General features: G+C 68.1%; 15 protein-coding genes. 9 read left to right on the top strand and 6 right to left on the bottom strand.

Annotated elements, in window-relative coordinates; translation table 11 throughout:
• The 5 genes from WA670_RS27055 to WA670_RS27075 all read left to right on the top strand — a co-directional run.
• Positions 1-469 (top strand): alpha/beta hydrolase fold domain-containing protein (locus WA670_RS27055; RefSeq protein WP_336159235.1); only part of this gene is annotated, 469 nt, incomplete at its 5' end.
• A 302-nt stretch (positions 470-771) separates the two neighbouring features.
• Positions 772-4,122 carry a TM0106 family RecB-like putative nuclease gene (locus tag WA670_RS27060; RefSeq protein ID WP_037810533.1) on the top strand — a complete coding sequence of 1,117 codons (3,351 nt, stop codon included), beginning with the start codon at positions 772-774 and terminating at the stop codon, positions 4,120-4,122.
• A 1,254-nt stretch (positions 4,123-5,376) separates the two neighbouring features.
• Positions 5,377-6,492 (top strand): FAD-dependent oxidoreductase, encoded by a 1,116-nt coding sequence (locus tag WA670_RS27065; protein ID WP_336159236.1) that lies wholly within the window; start codon positions 5,377-5,379, stop codon positions 6,490-6,492.
• Positions 6,493-6,613: 121 nt separating this feature from the next.
• A complete protein-coding gene (locus WA670_RS27070; RefSeq protein ID WP_037810531.1) occupies positions 6,614-6,856 on the top strand; it encodes a PLDc N-terminal domain-containing protein in 243 nt (80 codons plus the stop codon).
• A gap of 36 nt (positions 6,857-6,892) precedes the next feature.
• Complete coding sequence (locus WA670_RS27075; RefSeq protein WP_336159237.1) at positions 6,893-7,690, top strand: nuclear transport factor 2 family protein; 798 nt, start codon at positions 6,893-6,895, stop codon at positions 7,688-7,690.
• Positions 7,691-7,744: 54 nt separating this feature from the next.
• Here WA670_RS27075 and WA670_RS27080 read toward each other — a convergent pair whose 3' ends face one another.
• Positions 7,745-8,260 carry a lytic polysaccharide monooxygenase auxiliary activity family 9 protein gene (locus tag WA670_RS27080; RefSeq protein WP_037810530.1) on the bottom strand — a complete coding sequence of 172 codons (516 nt, stop codon included), beginning with the start codon at positions 8,258-8,260 and terminating at the stop codon, positions 7,745-7,747.
• A gap of 236 nt (positions 8,261-8,496) precedes the next feature.
• Between WA670_RS27080 and WA670_RS27085 the strand changes: the two genes are divergently transcribed.
• Positions 8,497-9,852 carry an NAD-dependent succinate-semialdehyde dehydrogenase gene (locus WA670_RS27085; protein WP_336159238.1) on the top strand — a complete coding sequence of 452 codons (1,356 nt, stop codon included), beginning with the start codon at positions 8,497-8,499 and terminating at the stop codon, positions 9,850-9,852.
• A 37-nt stretch (positions 9,853-9,889) separates the two neighbouring features.
• On the opposite strand, the gene WA670_RS27090 is transcribed toward WA670_RS27085, so the two are convergent.
• A complete protein-coding gene (locus WA670_RS27090) occupies positions 9,890-10,129 on the bottom strand; it encodes an AMED_5909 family protein (protein ID WP_336159239.1) in 240 nt (79 codons plus the stop codon).
• Positions 10,130-10,309: 180 nt separating this feature from the next.
• Here WA670_RS27090 and WA670_RS27095 point away from each other — a divergent pair, with 180 nt between their 5' ends.
• A complete protein-coding gene (locus tag WA670_RS27095; RefSeq protein WP_037810519.1) occupies positions 10,310-11,077 on the top strand; it encodes a GntR family transcriptional regulator in 768 nt (255 codons plus the stop codon).
• 15 nt (positions 11,078-11,092) lie between these two features.
• Positions 11,093-11,758 (top strand): YdcF family protein, encoded by a 666-nt coding sequence (locus WA670_RS27100; protein ID WP_037810518.1) that lies wholly within the window; start codon positions 11,093-11,095, stop codon positions 11,756-11,758.
• On the opposite strand, the gene WA670_RS27105 is transcribed toward WA670_RS27100, so the two are convergent.
• The 3 genes from WA670_RS27105 to WA670_RS27115 all read right to left on the bottom strand — a co-directional run bounded on the left by WA670_RS27105 (position 11,751) and on the right by WA670_RS27115 (position 13,650).
• Positions 11,751-12,344 carry a TetR/AcrR family transcriptional regulator gene (locus WA670_RS27105; RefSeq protein WP_037810517.1) on the bottom strand — a complete coding sequence of 198 codons (594 nt, stop codon included), beginning with the start codon at positions 12,342-12,344 and terminating at the stop codon, positions 11,751-11,753. The genes WA670_RS27100 and WA670_RS27105 overlap by 8 nt on opposite strands.
• Before the next feature lie 4 nt (positions 12,345-12,348).
• On the bottom strand, positions 12,349-13,215 hold the full coding sequence (locus WA670_RS27110) for an alpha/beta fold hydrolase (protein ID WP_051728755.1): 867 nt from the start codon (positions 13,213-13,215) through the stop codon (positions 12,349-12,351).
• Between the two features lie 72 nt (positions 13,216-13,287).
• The gene (locus WA670_RS27115; RefSeq protein WP_336159240.1) at positions 13,288-13,650 is read right to left on the bottom strand and encodes a winged helix-turn-helix transcriptional regulator; all 363 of its coding nucleotides are present in this window, start codon (positions 13,648-13,650) and stop codon (positions 13,288-13,290) included.
• Between the two features lie 82 nt (positions 13,651-13,732).
• Here WA670_RS27115 and WA670_RS27120 point away from each other — a divergent pair, with 82 nt between their 5' ends.
• A complete protein-coding gene (locus WA670_RS27120) occupies positions 13,733-14,572 on the top strand; it encodes an NAD(P)H-binding protein (RefSeq protein ID WP_336159241.1) in 840 nt (279 codons plus the stop codon).
• Positions 14,573-14,575: 3 nt separating this feature from the next.
• Here WA670_RS27120 and WA670_RS27125 read toward each other — a convergent pair whose 3' ends face one another.
• The gene (locus WA670_RS27125) at positions 14,576-14,974 is read right to left on the bottom strand and encodes a Fur family transcriptional regulator (protein ID WP_336159242.1); all 399 of its coding nucleotides are present in this window, start codon (positions 14,972-14,974) and stop codon (positions 14,576-14,578) included.
• Between the last annotated feature and the right edge of the window lie 109 nt (positions 14,975-15,083).

Below are 15,083 nucleotides of genomic sequence, written 5' to 3' on the forward strand. Positions count from 1 at the left end.
ACTAGCCGCCGGCACCGCGCTGCTGGCCCGCGACCGAGGCGTCCCAGCGCTGCTCGGCCTGCTGCTGCAATGCCCGATGATCGACGACCGCAACGAGACGGCGTCGTCCCGCCAGTACGACGGCACCGGCGTCTGGGACCGGACCAGCAACCTGACCGCGTGGACAGCCGTCTTGGGCGACCGCCGCGGAACCGCCGACGTCTCGCCCTACGCAGCACCCGCCCGAGCAACCGACCTGAGCGGTCTCCCGCCGACCTTCATCGACGTCGGCGCGGCGGAAGTCTTCCGAGACGAGGACGTCGCCTTCGCAACCGCGATCTGGGCATCAGGAGGCAACGCAGAACTCCACGTCTGGGGCGGCGCGTTCCACGGCTTCTACGACCTCGCCCCAGACTCCGCGTTGGCCCACGCGTGCGTCGCGGCTCGTGAGTCGTGGCTCGAGCGGTTGCTCAGCCGTCCGATGCCGTAGCGGGATCGCGCGCCGCCTCGCTACGGCCGGCGAGGCGGCGCGTTCCACGGCTTCGCACCAGACTTTGCCCTGGCCCACGCGTGGTCGCGGCTCGTGAGTCCTGGCTCGAGCGGTTGCTCAGCCGCCCGATGCCGTAGCGGACCGCGCGTCGCCCCGCCGTGGCTGGCGGGGCGGCACGCACCTCCCATCACACCCGTTCCCGCCCACTCCAAGATCATCCCACCCACCACCGACAATTCCGGGCGGCGTGTCGGCACCCGCCTCGCCGGAGCCCTTCCTCGGCCGTGACAGACTGCCGGGCGATGTACACGCCGTCTGATCTCGCTGACCTGCTCGAATGCGAGCACCGGAGCATCCTCAAGCAGGCATTGGCGGCGGGGATACCCGGCGCGCCGCGGCCCACTTCGACACCCGATCGGCTGGCGGTGAAGCACGGGCGGGCGCACGAGGCGGCCACGCTCGGACGGCTGCGCAGCGAGCGGACGCAGGTCGTCGAGATCGAGGAACACGATCCGGTCGTCGCGGCGAAGGCCACCGAGGAAGCGTTGCGCGCGGGCGCGCCGGTCGTCTACCAGGCGGTGTTCCACGACGGCGAGTTCTCCGGCCGCGCCGACTTCCTTCTGCGCGACGACCAGGGCCGCTACGAGGTCTACGACACGAAGCTCGCCCGGCACGCCAAGCCGTCGGCGGTTGTGCAGCTCACCGCGTACGCCGACGCACTGCGTCGCGGCGGCTGGCCCGCCGGGCCGGAGATGCACCTCCTGCTGGGCGACGGCAGCACTCGCAGCCTGCGCGTCGACGACTTCCTCCCGCTCGTGGACCGCCTCCGCGACCGGCTGGAGGACCGCCCGCCGCAGCTGCCGGACCGGATCTGGGCAGACGAACGTCCGGCGTGCACCGGATGCGCGTTCGCCGACCACTGCTCGTCCGCGCGCGAGGCCGACCGCGACCTGTCGCTGGTCGCCGGGATGCGCAGCGAGCAGCGGCGCAAGCTGGTGACCGCCGGGCTCGGCACCATCGACGCGCTCGCCGGCGCCGACCCCGCCGACCGTCCGCGCGACATGTCCGAGGGCACGTTCGCCTCGTTGCGCGCGCAGGCCGCGATCCAGGTCCGCCAGGATGAAACCGGAGAGCTGGCCTACGAAATCATCTCTACGGATGCGCTCGCCGAACTGCCCGAAGCCAGCCCCGGCGACGTCTTCTTCGACATGGAAGGCGACCCGTACGCCCTGGCTGGCACCGGCCTGGAGTACCTCTTCGGCGCGGTCACCCCGGACGAGCGCTTCACCCCGTTCTGGGCACACTCGCGCGCGCAGGAGAAACGAGCGTTCGAGGAGTTCGTCGACTTCGCCACCGCACGGCTCGCAGAACACCCCGACGCGCACGTCTACCACTACGCGCCATACGAGGTCACGGCGATCAAGCGGCTCGCCGCCGTCCACGGCACGCGGGAGGAAGCTGTGGACGAGCTGCTGCGCAGCGGCGCGATGATCGACCTGTATGCCGTGGTACGCAAGGCTTTGCGGGTAGGACAGCGGTCGTATTCGATCAAGTATTTAGAACCACTGTACATGCCGGAAGCCCGTGCTGGCGAGGTAAAAACGGCGGCGTCGAGCATCGAGGCGTACGAGGATTACCTGACGCTCTCGTCGGCGGGAAACACCGAGCAGGCCGAAGAAGTGCTGCGCGGCATCGCGGACTACAACGAGTACGACTGCGTTTCCACCTTGCGCCTGCACGAATTCCTGCACCGCGTGCGCACCGAAGCCGGAATCGCCCTCGCCGAGCCGGACCCCGAGTCCGAAGTGGACGCTCTGCTCCGCCGCACCGAAGAAGAGGAAGCCGCCCAGCGCCGAGCCGAACGCGCCGCCGCGATGGCCGCGCTGGTCGACCCGCTCCTGGACGGCGTCCCCGACGACCCCGCCGATTTCACCCCCGACGACCACGCCCGCGCGCTGCTGGCCGCCTCCGTCGGCTACCACCGCCGCGAGACGAACCCGGCGTGGTGGGAGTTCTTCCGCCAGCTGGCCGCACCGATCAGCGATCTCGAAGTGGACACCACCTGCGCGGTCCCGGTGTCGGTGACCGCGGGCGAGTGGGTGCCGCCGTCCGGCCGGTTGCGCACCGCGAAACGCACGCTGGTCGTGAGGTGCGACCCGGACCGTCCGCATCCGTACGCGCCTGGTGACGACGTGCGCTTGCGCTACGGCACCGATGCGCGCGACGCGAAAGTCGTGTCCGCGACGGCCGTCGAAGTGACGCTCGAAGAGAGCAGCGCTCCGGACCGGACGTCCAACGACCTCCCCGCAGCAGTCCTGCCCGGCAGCCCGGTCCGCCCGTCGCCGAAGGACGAGGCGGTAGCCGATCTCGCCCGGCTGGTAGGGGAAACTCTGCCTGCGCTGCCGTCACACCCCGGCGTCGACCTGCTGCGCCGCATCCCCCGGTTGCGCGGCGGACTGCCCGAACCAGGCGAAGATCTGGTCGCCACGGTGATCACCGCAGTCGACCAGCTCGACGGTTCCGTACTCGCCGTCCAGGGCCCGCCCGGAGCCGGAAAGACTTACCTGGCCGGGAAACTCATCGCGCATCTGGTGCGTTCGGGCCGGACCGTCGGCGTCACGTCGAACAGCCACAAAGCGGTCGAGAACGTGCTCTCGGCGGCCATGGAAAACGCGCCGGAGATGGCCTGCGCCAAGCGCGCGAAGCGGACGCCGGACCCGGCATTGCCTTGGGAACAGCCGAAAAGCAATACCGCGCTGGTACGCTGGCGTGAAGAACACGACACCGGCCACCTGGTCGGCGGCACGGCGTGGACCTTCGCCAACGCCGCCGTGCGCGAGGAACCCTTCGACGTCCTCGTCATCGACGAAGCCGGTCAGTTCGCCCTCGCGGACGCACTGGCGGTGTCGATGTGCGCGAAAAACCTGGTGCTGCTGGGGGATCCGCAACAGTTGCCGCAAGTCGTGCAAGGCACGCACCCGGCCGGTGCGGAGGCGTCGGCGCTCGGCCACCTGATCGGCGAGGCGGACATCATCCCGCCGGAACTGGGCTATTTCCTGGACCTGACGCGCCGCATGCATCCCGCGGTCTGCGCCCCGGTTTCCAACCTGTCGTACGCGGGTCTGCTGCACTCGCATCCCAGCGCGGAACGTTCGGTCGACGGCTTCCCGTCAGGTCTCTATCTGGCATCGGTCGAGCATCGCGGGAACACCACGCGTTCGGTCGAAGAAGCCGAGCAAGTGGTCGCGGTGATCAAGTCCCTGCACGGCCGTTCGTGGGAAGGCCGACCGCTCACGGACGCCGATTTCCTTGTCGTAGCCCCGTACAACTTGCAGGCGCGAGTCGTGACGCGCGCACTCTCCGACGCCGGCTTCGCCGACGTCCGAGTCGGCACAGTGGACCGGTTCCAGGGTCAAGAAGCACCCGTTGTGGTGACGACAATGACCTCCTCGTCGGCGGTAGACTTGCCGCGAGGCCTTGATTTCTTGTTGTCCCGTAACCGGTTGAACGTCGCTCTCTCCCGCGCGCAATCCGTCGCTGTCCTGGTGTGCTCTCCGAAGCTGCTCGAAGCCGACATCAGAACGGTAGACCAGATGCGGCTGGTCTCAGGGATGCTCGGATTGCTCCGCGACGCCCGCGAATGGATCGGCTGAGCCGAGCGCTTGGCGACAGGTGAGTTCACCTGTGCTGGGGCGCGTCACTGGGTGTGGACGTGCGCGCCTGTGTCGTGATGTGTCGCTCGGTAAAGAGTGCGTTTCCTAGGCTGGGATGCGTTGCCCGGTGTGGGGGCGTGGGCCTGCGCAGGGGGCGTCGCCCGGTGTGGGTGTGCATGCTGTGCCGTGATGCGCCATTCGGTGTGGGAGCGCGTGCCCGTGCCCGCGATGCGTCGCTCAACGAACGCCGCGACGGCTGCCCGCGCTGCAGGGCGGGTGGGCGCTACGAGGGGCACCCGCCCGGCCGATCCGGTCGGGATCCGGCGGCCGGGCGGATGCATGTCCCCGCTCGCGCGACCGTGGGGGAGGGGGTGGCGCGGCGAGCGAGGTGGTTTGGGCGCCCCGCGCGTCCGGCTTGCGGGAGCCGGAGCGGGGGCGCGGGGTCCCCGTCCGCGCGGGGCACTGGGGAGAGATGCCGCAGCGGACGGGGTGGCTTGGAAAACGGCGTGTTCGGTTCGGACGGTCTCAACCGGACTGCCCGGCACATCGGCGACCGGCGTAGCCCGGCTCGTCCGGACTGCCGATGTGCATCTGCGGCCGAGCTCGGCTCATCCGAACTCAGCTGCGGACCTGCGGTTGAACTCAGCTCCCCCGGACTCATCTGCGAACCCGCAGTCGAACCCGGACTCATCCAGTGGGCAAAGCTTGCTCCCCCACACCCAATACAACCCCTTGCGGGCCAAGAACATTCCCGCGGCCGGGGGTGTGCTCCCGCTCTCCGTCCGGACCGGCTGGGGGTTACCGGCCGGCGGGAGCAGGAGCACCGGATCCCGTTCCGCGTCTGGGGGGAGCAGTCACGCGGAGCGGGTGGTTCTGCGCCGGTACGGGGGCCGCCTCGCGGCGAGTGGCACGACCAGGCTCCGGCCGGACCGGTATTCCTGGAAGGCAGAAGGTGAGGCCCGGGGGCACCTCCGTACCGACACCCTGTACAACGCTCCAACCGCCCGAATGTTCCGGCCCCCTCAGGTGATCTGGATCGCCACCAATCGAGTGACCGCTTGGTAAACCAGGCGGATCTCGATCAGGTTGCGCTGTCTGGCGAATCGTTGTCCATTCGCCGCGAGCCCGGACGCGCGAATCGTCCACAGCCACCCATCGGGGCCGGGGGTTGACCGGCGTCACCCGGTAGCGAACTTGTTCGTAACGAACATGTTCGTTAAGCTGAGAGCCAACCACAGAGAAAAGGAGCAACCCATGACCATCACCATCGTCGGCGCCGGCCTCGGCGGTCTCAGCCTCGCCCGCGTCCTGCACGTCCACGGCATCGAAGCCACCGTCCTCGACCTCGACGCCTCCCCGTCCGCCCGCGCGCAGGGCGGCATGCTCGACATCCACGAAGACTCCGGCCAGGTCGCTCTCCGCGCCGCTGGTCTGCACGACGAATTCCGCACCCTGATCCACTCCGGCGGGCAGGAAGCCCGCGTCTACGACCGCACCGCCGCACTACTCTTCGCCGAAGAGGACGACGGCAGCGGCGAGCGGCCGGAGATCGACCGCGGGGTCCTGCGCGACCTCCTCCTCAACTCGCTGCCCGAGGGCACCGTCCGCTGGGGCATGAAGGTCACCGCCGCGGAACCGTTGTCCGGCGGGCGGCATCGCCTCACTTTCGCTGACGGCACATCTCTCACCACGGACGTCCTCGTCGGAGCCGACGGCGCCTGGTCGCGGATCCGCCCGCTGGTCTCACCGGAAAAACCGGCGTACACCGGGATCTCGTTCGTCGAGATCGACCTCCTCGACGCCGACTCCCGGCACCCGGACGCGGCAGCGCTCCTCGGCGGCGGCATGAGTTTCGCGCTCGGCGAGGACAAAGGCTTCCTCGCGCACCGCGAACCGGACGGCAGCCTGCACGTCTACGCTGCCGTGCGCGTCCCGGAGACCTGGACCGCGTCCATCGACTTCACCGATCACGTCGCCGCCAAGGCCGCCGTGCTGAGCCACTTCGACGGCTGGTCCGACCGGCTCCGTGCCCTGGTCGAGGAGGCGGACGGCGAGCTGACCCCCCGGCTGATCCACGCGCTCCCGGTCGAGCATTCGTGGTCGCGAGTGCCCGGCGTCACGCTGCTCGGCGACGCCGCCCACGTGATGTCGCCGTTCGCCGGAGAGGGCGCGAACCTCGCCATGCTGGACGGCGCTGAGCTGGGACTCGCCCTCGCCCGGCACCCGGACGACGTCGAACGCGCGCTCGCCGAGTACGAGGCCGCGTTGTTCCCGCGCAGCGCGAAATCGGCGGCGGAGTCGGCGCAAAGCCTCGACAGCTGTTTCCGCCCGGACGCACCGGCGGCTTTGCTCGAGCTGTTCGGAGCCTGACGTCCATAGTGGACCCGAGTACGACTTAAGCGGTACCCGGATCGAGCCGTCAAGCCGATCCGGGCCGAGCGGTTCCGCTCGCACAATGGGTTTCCGCCCGTCGTGAGAGAGGAATCGTCTGATGACCGCCGTCCTGGCCGACACCGTCCATACCGGCCTGCAGTTCGCCGCCATCGCCGGGATCGCGGTGCTGGTGGCGTTCCCGGTCTTGCTGTTCATCGGCGCGCTGGTGAGCGTGCTCGGCAGTCCGCTCGGCGCCGGGATGAAGTTCGTGTGGGTGGTCTTCGCGTTCTGCGCGCCTTTCCTCGGGCCGATGCTGTGGTTCCTGGTCGGCAAGCGGAGCGCGGAAGCCTCGTTCCGCTGACACAAGATGTCAGTGGGGCGCGGTTAGCGTCCGGGCATGGATCAGGAGATGGACGCCGGCGAGTTCGCCAGGCGTTATGTCGCAGTGTGGAACGAGCCCGACCCGGCCGCCCGGCGCGTGGCGATCGCTTCGTTGTGGGCCGAGGACGGGGTGCAGTTCACCGAGTCCGCGGAGTTTCGGGGCCATCAGGAGCTTGAGCGCCGGGTCAGCGAGGCTTTCGAGGAATTCGTTGGCGGGGCGGGATTTGTGTTCCGGCCCGCCGAAGACGCAGTCGGCCATCACGGCATGGTCCGGTTCAGCACCTATATGGTCCCGGCGGCAGGCGGGGAGGTCGCCTGGAACGGCTCCATCGTGCTCGAACTTGGCGAGGACGGTCGTATCCGGCGCGACTGCCAGTTCGCCGAACCGCCGCGGCCCTCGTTCTCGGACGCCCGGGCGGTCGTGGAGGAATTCCTGCGGCGGATCGAGCAGGGCGACCCGGACCGGATCGCGGAGCTTTTCGCGGAACCGGTCGACTGGCGGTTGAGCTGGCCGGAACCAGCGCATCCCGTGGTGCCGTGGATCCGTCCCCGTTCCTCGCGCGCGGACATCGCGGACCACTTCCGGACGCTCGGAAGTTCTTGTGTGCCAGAGGAAAGCGCCGTCCGGTTCGATCGGATCCTGGTCGACGGCACGGACGCGGTGTTCTTCGGGACGAGCGCCCAAACGGTCAGGTTGACCGGCAAACGTTTCACGACCGGTTTGGCGGTGCACGTGACCGTCAGCGGCGGGCTGATCACGCGGTACCACGTTTACGAAGACAGCCTCGCCGTCGCCGAGGCGTTCGCCGGATGAAGCGCCGGGCAGCCGGAGCGGGGATTCCGCCTGGCTGCCCGGCATTCCGCGCGGTCAGGAAACGTTCAGGTCGATGCAGGCGTAGAACGCGTTGCCGGTGTCCGCGATGTTCCACACCGCGAGCACCTTCTGCTGGCCGGTGTAGCCGCTCAGGTCGACCTGGTGCGACACGGTTTCCCCCGGTGCGTGGCCGCCGCCGTCGAAGCTCGCGACCATCGTGTCGCCGATGAAGTACTCGTAGTCGAGGGTGGCGTGCCGCGCGGTGAACACCCAGTTGAAGGTCACCTGGCTGCCGACCGGGGTGACCTTCCAGCCCTTGCTGTCGTCGTCGAGGTCGGCGAACCGCTCGTTGCCGCCGCTGCAGCTGTGCAGCCCCTTCGGGCCCTCGACGCTTTGCGGTTCCCATTTGATGTCGCCGCAGGACACTGTTCCGTCCGCGCACTGGGCCTGCCTGCTCGGCGGGGAGTTGACGTAGCCGTGCGCGCTGGCGATGCCGGGGCCGATCAGCATCAGCACCGGGGCGAGGACCGCGCCGCCGAGCGCGGCGAGCAGTTTGCGTTTGCGGGGCATGGTGGCTCCTTCGAAGCCGGGCCCGCTCCCGCGCCGGAGGGCGGCCGGACGAGCCACGGCACGACCGACGAGCCCGCGGTGGGGTGGTGCGCGGGCGGAGGGGTGGGGAGATTTGTGGTCTAGACCATACCCGGCCGCCCGCGCTCGGTCAAGGATCGACTACCCTGTGTCATCTATACACGGGATACTGTATGCAATAGAATGTCGGCGAGGATGCCGACCGCAGGGAGACCGCGATGTACACGGTGACCGACCCGGCCACGGGCCAGCTGATCGAGGAAATCGAGAACGCGACCGATGCGGAGGTTCGCGCGGCGATCGAGCGCGTCGACCGCGGATATCGCAGCTGGCGGGCGCGTCCGGTCGCGGAACGAGCAGCGATCGTCGCGCGCGCCGCGGACCTGTTCGAGCAGCGCGCCGACGAGCTGGCCGCGATCATGACCTTGGAGATGGGCAAGCGGATCAACGAGGGGCGCGGCGAGGTCGGGATCGTCGTGGACATCTTCCGCTACTACGCGGAACGAGGCCCGGACCTGATCGCCGACCAGCCGCTCCCGATCCGCGGCGGTTCCGCGGTGATCCGCAAGGAACCGATCGGTGCGCTGCTGGGCGTGATGCCGTGGAATTTCCCGTGCTACCAGGTCGCCCGGTTTGTCGCGCCGAATCTGGTTCTGGGCAATACGATCCTGCTCAAGCACGCGTCGATTTGCCCGCGTTCGGCGCTCGCGATCGAGAAAATCCTGCAGGAAGCAGGCGTACCGGACGATGTGTACGTGAACACCTTCGCGTCCAGCCGCCAGGTCCCGATGATTCTTGCTGACCCACGGATTCAAGGCGTTTCCCTGACCGGCAGCGAACAAGCCGGTATCTCGGTGGCGGCCGAGGCGGGCCGGAACCTGAAGCGATGCGTGCTGGAATTAGGCGGCGCGGATCCGTTGCTGGTGCTCGACACCGCGGATCTGGACGAAACGGTGCGCGCTGTCGCGACCGCGCGGATGCGTAACTGCGGGCAGTCCTGTAACGCGCCTAAGCGGATTATTGTCCAGTCTGACCTTTATGACGAATTCGTGGACCGGTTCACTAAGCGGGTCGCGGACTATTACGTCCCCGGGGATCCCGCCGACCCGTCCGCGAAGCTGCCTCCGCTGGCTTCCGTCGCCGCAGCGGACGAGGTCGCCGCTCAGGTCGCCCGCGCGGTGGAGCAGGGCGCGACCTTGCGGACTGGCGGTCGTCGTGGCGAGGGCGCGTATTTGGAGGCGACTGTCCTGACTGATGTCACGCCGGAGATGAACGCATACCGGGAGGAGATCTTCGGCCCGGTGGCGATCCTGTTCCGTGCTGAATCGGATGATCATGCCATCGAGATCGCCAATGACTCGCCCTTCGGTTTGGGAGCGGCTGTGTTCGGCACTGATCCGGCTCGATTGCGCCGTGCCGCGGATCGGCTGGAGGCGGGGATGGTGTATTTCAACAAATCCGGTGGGTCGCAAGCGGATTTGCCGTTCGGCGGGATCAAACGCTCGGGGATGGGGCGGGAACTGGGGCCGTCGGGGATTGAAGAGTTCATGAACCAGAAGTCGATCCGGCTTTGAGCTGCAGCTGTCCGCGGACGGTGAAGTCTCCTATGGATTAATTCCGGCCTTCCTCGGGCGGCGGGGAAAGCCGGGCAGCCTGACGCTCCTCGTAACCGGCCCAGTAGAGCGCTTCGTGGTGATGCCAGCGGTCGTAGTCCGCGACAGTTTGATACATCCGCGCGTTCGCGAGATGGAAGGCCGCCCAAGTCGCACGGGTCGCGTTGGATGCTGGACGCCGGGCTGTCGCAGCGGAGTGCGCGTCGTGCAGTGTCGCGGGTTCAGCTTTGTTCGCCATGGTCCATGCCCTTCCGCTGGCACGTTTGGTTGCTGGAGCCTGCGAGGCGAGGCTCTGGAGTAGAAGTAGTTCTATTAGGCGCGCGGTCGACTAGGTTGTCAATAGAACTACTTCTATCTAGGCTGACGGGCCAGGACGTTCTGATACCGCTAGCGTTATCGCCGCACGGAGGAGGATGACGTGGGCATTGGGTACCGTGACCTGGCCGCGAGCCTGCGCGACGCGATCCAGCGAGGCGAATACGCACCGGACTCGACGCTGCCGAAGCAGGAGGAACTGGCTCAGGAGCACGGCGTCAACGTCAACACAGTGCGCAAAGCCGTAAGTGTCCTCGAGGCTGAGGGGCTGGTCACGCCGGTCCGGCGCCGCGGCACTGTCGTTCGCGCGCGTCCGCCGATGAAGCGTCTCGGTGCTGATCGCTACGCCAAGAGCAAGTGGAAGTACGGCGAAACGGTCGCGTTCGTCGCTGACCGCGAGGCGTCCGGTCGCGAATGGAAGCCCGCCGATCAGACGCAGACCGTCGCCCGGATCGAAGCTGATGCGGAGATCGCCGAAGCCTTGGGCATCGAGGTCGGCTCGCCCGTTTATGAGCGTGCGCGCCTGGTCAAAGATGCGGGCCATCCGACGCACATCCTCTCCAGCTACTACCGTCCGGAAGACGTCGAAGGCACTCGCCTCGTCGACGAGACGCCGGGGCCGGCGGGGCGAGGCGGAGGCTTCCTGGTCCTCACCCTGCAGGGGCTCGAACCCGACACGATCAGCGAGACCGTCTGCTCGCGCATGCCCACGCCCGTCGAGATCGAGACGCTGGAACTCCCCGCGGGAGAACCGGTGATGGTCTTGGAACGCCGTACATTCACGGCCAAGGGCCGGGTCGTGGAGTTCGCGCGCGGCGTCCACGCGGCGAGCAGGTTCTCCTGGTCCTATACCTTCAAGATCCCCGACTGACTCCGGAGTCCTCGCATGCCTGAGCGCTCGACCACCGTGCCGGAGCACCTCCGCACCGACGTCCAAACGCTCTGGGATTACCACGACCTGCACCACGAACTCCGGCCGACGGACGTCGGGATCGGCCTGGGCAGCCACGACCTCGGTGTCGCTACTTACACAGCGGAGCTGTACCACCAGGGCAGCTTTCCTCGGATCGTCTTCACCGGAGCCAATGCGCCGACAACCGTGGAGCGATTCCCTCGCGGCGAAGCCGTGCACTACCGGGAGCGCGCGTTGGAACTGGGCGTTCCCGACGGCGCGATCCTCGTCGAGCCCACGGCCCGCAACACCGGAGACAACATCACGCGAAGCCGTGAGCTGCTGGCAGCACACGAGATAGAGATCAAGTCTGTCACGCTGATCTCGCGCCCCTACCAGCAGCGGCGGGCATACGCGACGTGCAAGAAGCTCTGGCCTGACATCGACGTTCTCTGCGCCTCCCAGTCATTACCGCTGGACGAATACGTCCGGAGCATCGGCGACGTGGACCGGGTCATCACCATGCTGGTCGGCGACACGCAGCGGATAAGCCTCTATGCCCAGCGAGGATTCGCGATACCTCAAGACCTTCCGGATCAGGTTGAGCGAGCGTTCGAGAGCTTGGCAGCACACGGATACACCGCCCGGCTCCTCACCTAGGAACCAACAACCCGCTCAACCACCCAGCGAACACCTGCTGCACATCCCCCCGCACCCGCCCCGGGTCGTCGGCGTGCGCGATCATCCTCGCCGCCTCCATCACCGCCGCCAAGACCAGCTGTGCCAAAGCATCCACCGGCGTATCCACAATCAACCCGGCATCCCGCGCAGCCGTCAGGTGCTCCGCGACCAGCCCCAAGCCGTACTCGGCCTCCAGATCGCGCCAGGCGTCCCATCCCAGCACCGCCGGGGCGTCGGTCAGCGAGATTCGCCGGACATCGGGGCGCAGGCAAGCATCCAGGAACACCCCCAGCGCGGCTGAAAGACCCGAAAGCGGATCCGGCGCACCGTCAAGGACGTCCGAGACCTCGACGGTGAGTTCGCGTTCCAGTACTTCGACGACGGCCCGGAACAGGCCCTGTTTGTCGCCGAAGTGGTGGTACAGCGCGCCCCGCGTGACGCCTGCCGTGCGCGTGATTTCTTCGGCCGGCACGTCGTGGTAGCCGCGTGCGCCGAAGAGGTCTCGGGCGGCCTTGATCAGTGCGGCTCGCGTCGCGTCGGAGCGTTCTTGCTGGGTACGTCGCACGCACCTAATCTGCCATGGCGGCGGCGAAGCGCGTGATGTGCCCGGCCAGTGCGTCCGGCTGATCCTCCGAGACGAAGGTGTAGGAGTCCGCGACTTCGACCAGTTCCGCGTCCGGCAGCACCTCCGCCAGGCGGTGCGCGAGGCTGATCGGGAACAGCTTCTCCTCCGGCGGCCAGACCAGCAGTACCGGACGCTTGAACTGGCGCAGTTTCTCCGCCGCGGCGAGGGTGTGCTTCGAGTCGACGGTGCGCAGGAACTTGCGCAAATCCCTTCGCAGACCAGGGGATTTCCGCAGTTTGCCGAGATACTCGTCGGCGACGTCCGGCGGCAGCGGGCGTTTCGTGACCCAGCCGAACAGCAGCGGCAGCCGGTACAGCGCCTTGATCCGCAGCAACTGGCCGAGCACCGCCATCGAACCCGGCACGCGGGCGAGCACCGGCAGCGGCTGGAAGATCGGCGGGAAGAAGTACTCGAAGCTGTCCGACGGCGTCAGCACGACCCGGCTGACCCGTTCCGGATACCGCGCGAGCAGCAATTGCGTGATGGCGCCGCCGGTGTCGTTGGCGACCAGGATGACGTCTTCCAGGTCCAGTGCGGTGAGGAAGTCTCCCAGGAGGGTGGCGAGGCCGGCGGCGCTGAGGTCGGCGTCCGAGCGCATCGGGACCGGGTGCGCGCCCAGCGGGAGATCCGGGGCCAGGCACCGGAATCCGGCGTCCGCGACGGCCGGGACGACCTTGCGCCACAGCAGGGCATTGGTGAGTACGCCGTGCACGAAAACGACCGGACGGCCGTGTCCGCGCTCGAAGTACCGGAGTTCGCCTTGGGGGAGGTTGACGTGCCGGGCAGTGCCCAGGTCTTCGTATGCGCTCATGCTGGCGAAGATACATACATGCAGTCTGTATGTAAATTACCTCTGAGGTAATGCGGGGCCTGACCAGGGCGGTTACCGGGCGTCCAGCCGCCGGGTGATCCGGTCGAACAGGTCGTCCAGGGGTTCGCCGAGGTCCTGGCCGAACTCGGTCAGGCCGTAGGTGACCTGAGGCGGGGTGGTCGGCTCGACGTGCCGCCAGACGAGGCCGTCCTCGACCAGTGCGCGCAGGGACTGGGCGAGCATCTTCTCGCTGATGCCCCGGATGCTTTCGCGCAGTTCGAAGAACCGGAGTTCCTTGTCCCGCAACGAGATCAGGATCCAGATGCCCCACCGGCTGGTCACGTGGTCGATCACGGCACGCGCGGGGCAGTCGGTGTGAAACACCTCATAACGCGGCGTCGGGACGGCCGGGGTGAACTGCGCGCTTCCTGCCACGTATCGAGCTTACCGAAAGGTATGTCCTTACGAAGAGTAAGCGGATCGGCCTAGCGTCGGCGGCCTACGAAGGGAGCTGTTCATGATCGTGGTGACCGGGGCGACCGGAAACATCGGCCGGCCGTTGGTGCGGGCGCTCGCCGACGCGGGCGAGCGAGTGACAGCGGTATCGCGGCGGGCCGCCGGGGTGCCGGAAGGGGTCCGGCACGTGGTGGCCGACCTGGCGGATCCGGCCAGTCTCGAACCCGCGCTGACCGGGGCGAAAGCGTTGTTCCTCTTGCTGTCCGGCGATCTGCACGCGGTCGGCGCGAACCCCGCCGATCTCGTCGTGAAGGCCGCGGACGCTGGGGTGCGCCGGGTTGTCCTGCTGTCGACCCTTGGCGTGGCGACCAGGCCGTTCGGCACAACGCGGATCGCGATGCGCGAACTCGAGGACGTCGTGCGCGAATCGGGGCTGGACTGGGTGCTCCTGCGGCCGGGCGGGTTCGCCTCCAACGCGCTGTGGTGGGCGGAATCCGTTCGCACGCAAGGAATTGTCGCCGCGCCGTTCGGCGACACCGGGGTGCCGATCATCGACCCGGCGGACATCGGCGAGGTCGCCGCGGCTTGCCTGCGCGACGACCGGCACGTCGGCGGTGTGTACGAGCTGACCGGGCCGGCGGTGATCACGCCGCGTCAGCAAACGGAGGCGCTGGCCGCCGCGCTGGGCAAGCCGGTGCGGTTCCGGGAGTTGACCCGTGCCGAGGCCAAGGCGGGCATGATGCAGAGCATGCCGGGCGAACTCGCCGACGACACCTTGGACATCCTCAGCTCGCCGACTCCGGCCGAACTGCGCGTGAGCCCGGACGTCGAACGGATTCTCGGCCGCGCGCCGCGGTCCTTCGCCGACTGGGCGGCCCGCAGCATCGCCGCGTTCCGCTGAGTCTTACTCAGCCGGATCGCAGCGCGAGCACAGGCCGGACACCGCTTCCTCAGCGGATTCCGTCGGCGCGCCGGGGATCGCCTCCAGCCGGCCGCATTGGCGGCACAGCAGGTGCCGGTGGTCGAAGCCGGAAAGCTCGTAGCGTTGCGCGACGCCGACGTGGTCGAAGCGGTGGACGAGACCGGCGGTGACGCCGGTGGTCAGCACGTCGTGGACGCCCCTCGTGGACGCCATCGACAGCCGTTCGCGGACCAGCGGCAGCAGTTCCGCGACGGTGACGTGCGGGTTTTCGGCCAGCACTTCCAGCACGACCAGCCGGGCGGTCGTCACGCGCAGGCCGGCGCGCCGGAGCCGGGTTCCGGCGTCGGCGCTGGACGGAATGGGTGCGGAGGTCGTGAGCACGCCTCCTTTGTAGTCCCTAAAGTTGATCCAGTCAAATGTAAGAACGGGTCAACTCTGGGACTGTGAGCCAGTGCACGCCAGAATTGATTCGGTCAAGTCTGGGGGTACG

It is taken from the genome of Amycolatopsis sp. VC5-11 (assembly GCF_037034185.1).
Classification (GTDB): Bacteria; Actinomycetota; Actinomycetes; order Mycobacteriales; family Pseudonocardiaceae; genus Amycolatopsis; species Amycolatopsis nivea.

Excerpts from the sequence above, each read along its gene's own strand:
- WA670_RS27070 (WP_037810531.1), top strand. The coding sequence starts at position 6,614 with ATGACCGCCGTCCTGGCCGACACCGTCCATACCGGCCTGCAGTTCGCC.
- WA670_RS27110 (WP_051728755.1), bottom strand. The coding sequence starts at position 13,215 with ATGAGCGCATACGAAGACCTGGGCACTGCCCGGCACGTCAACCTCCCC.
- WA670_RS27075 (WP_336159237.1), top strand. The coding sequence starts at position 6,893 with ATGGATCAGGAGATGGACGCCGGCGAGTTCGCCAGGCGTTATGTCGCA.
- WA670_RS27085 (WP_336159238.1), top strand. The coding sequence starts at position 8,497 with ATGTACACGGTGACCGACCCGGCCACGGGCCAGCTGATCGAGGAAATC.
- WA670_RS27100 (WP_037810518.1), top strand. The coding sequence starts at position 11,093 with ATGCCTGAGCGCTCGACCACCGTGCCGGAGCACCTCCGCACCGACGTC.
- WA670_RS27060 (WP_037810533.1), top strand. The coding sequence starts at position 772 with ATGTACACGCCGTCTGATCTCGCTGACCTGCTCGAATGCGAGCACCGG.
- WA670_RS27080 (WP_037810530.1), bottom strand. The coding sequence starts at position 8,260 with ATGCCCCGCAAACGCAAACTGCTCGCCGCGCTCGGCGGCGCGGTCCTC.
- WA670_RS27120 (WP_336159241.1), top strand. The coding sequence starts at position 13,733 with ATGATCGTGGTGACCGGGGCGACCGGAAACATCGGCCGGCCGTTGGTG.
- WA670_RS27065 (WP_336159236.1), top strand. The coding sequence starts at position 5,377 with ATGACCATCACCATCGTCGGCGCCGGCCTCGGCGGTCTCAGCCTCGCC.
- WA670_RS27090 (WP_336159239.1), bottom strand. The coding sequence starts at position 10,129 with ATGGCGAACAAAGCTGAACCCGCGACACTGCACGACGCGCACTCCGCT.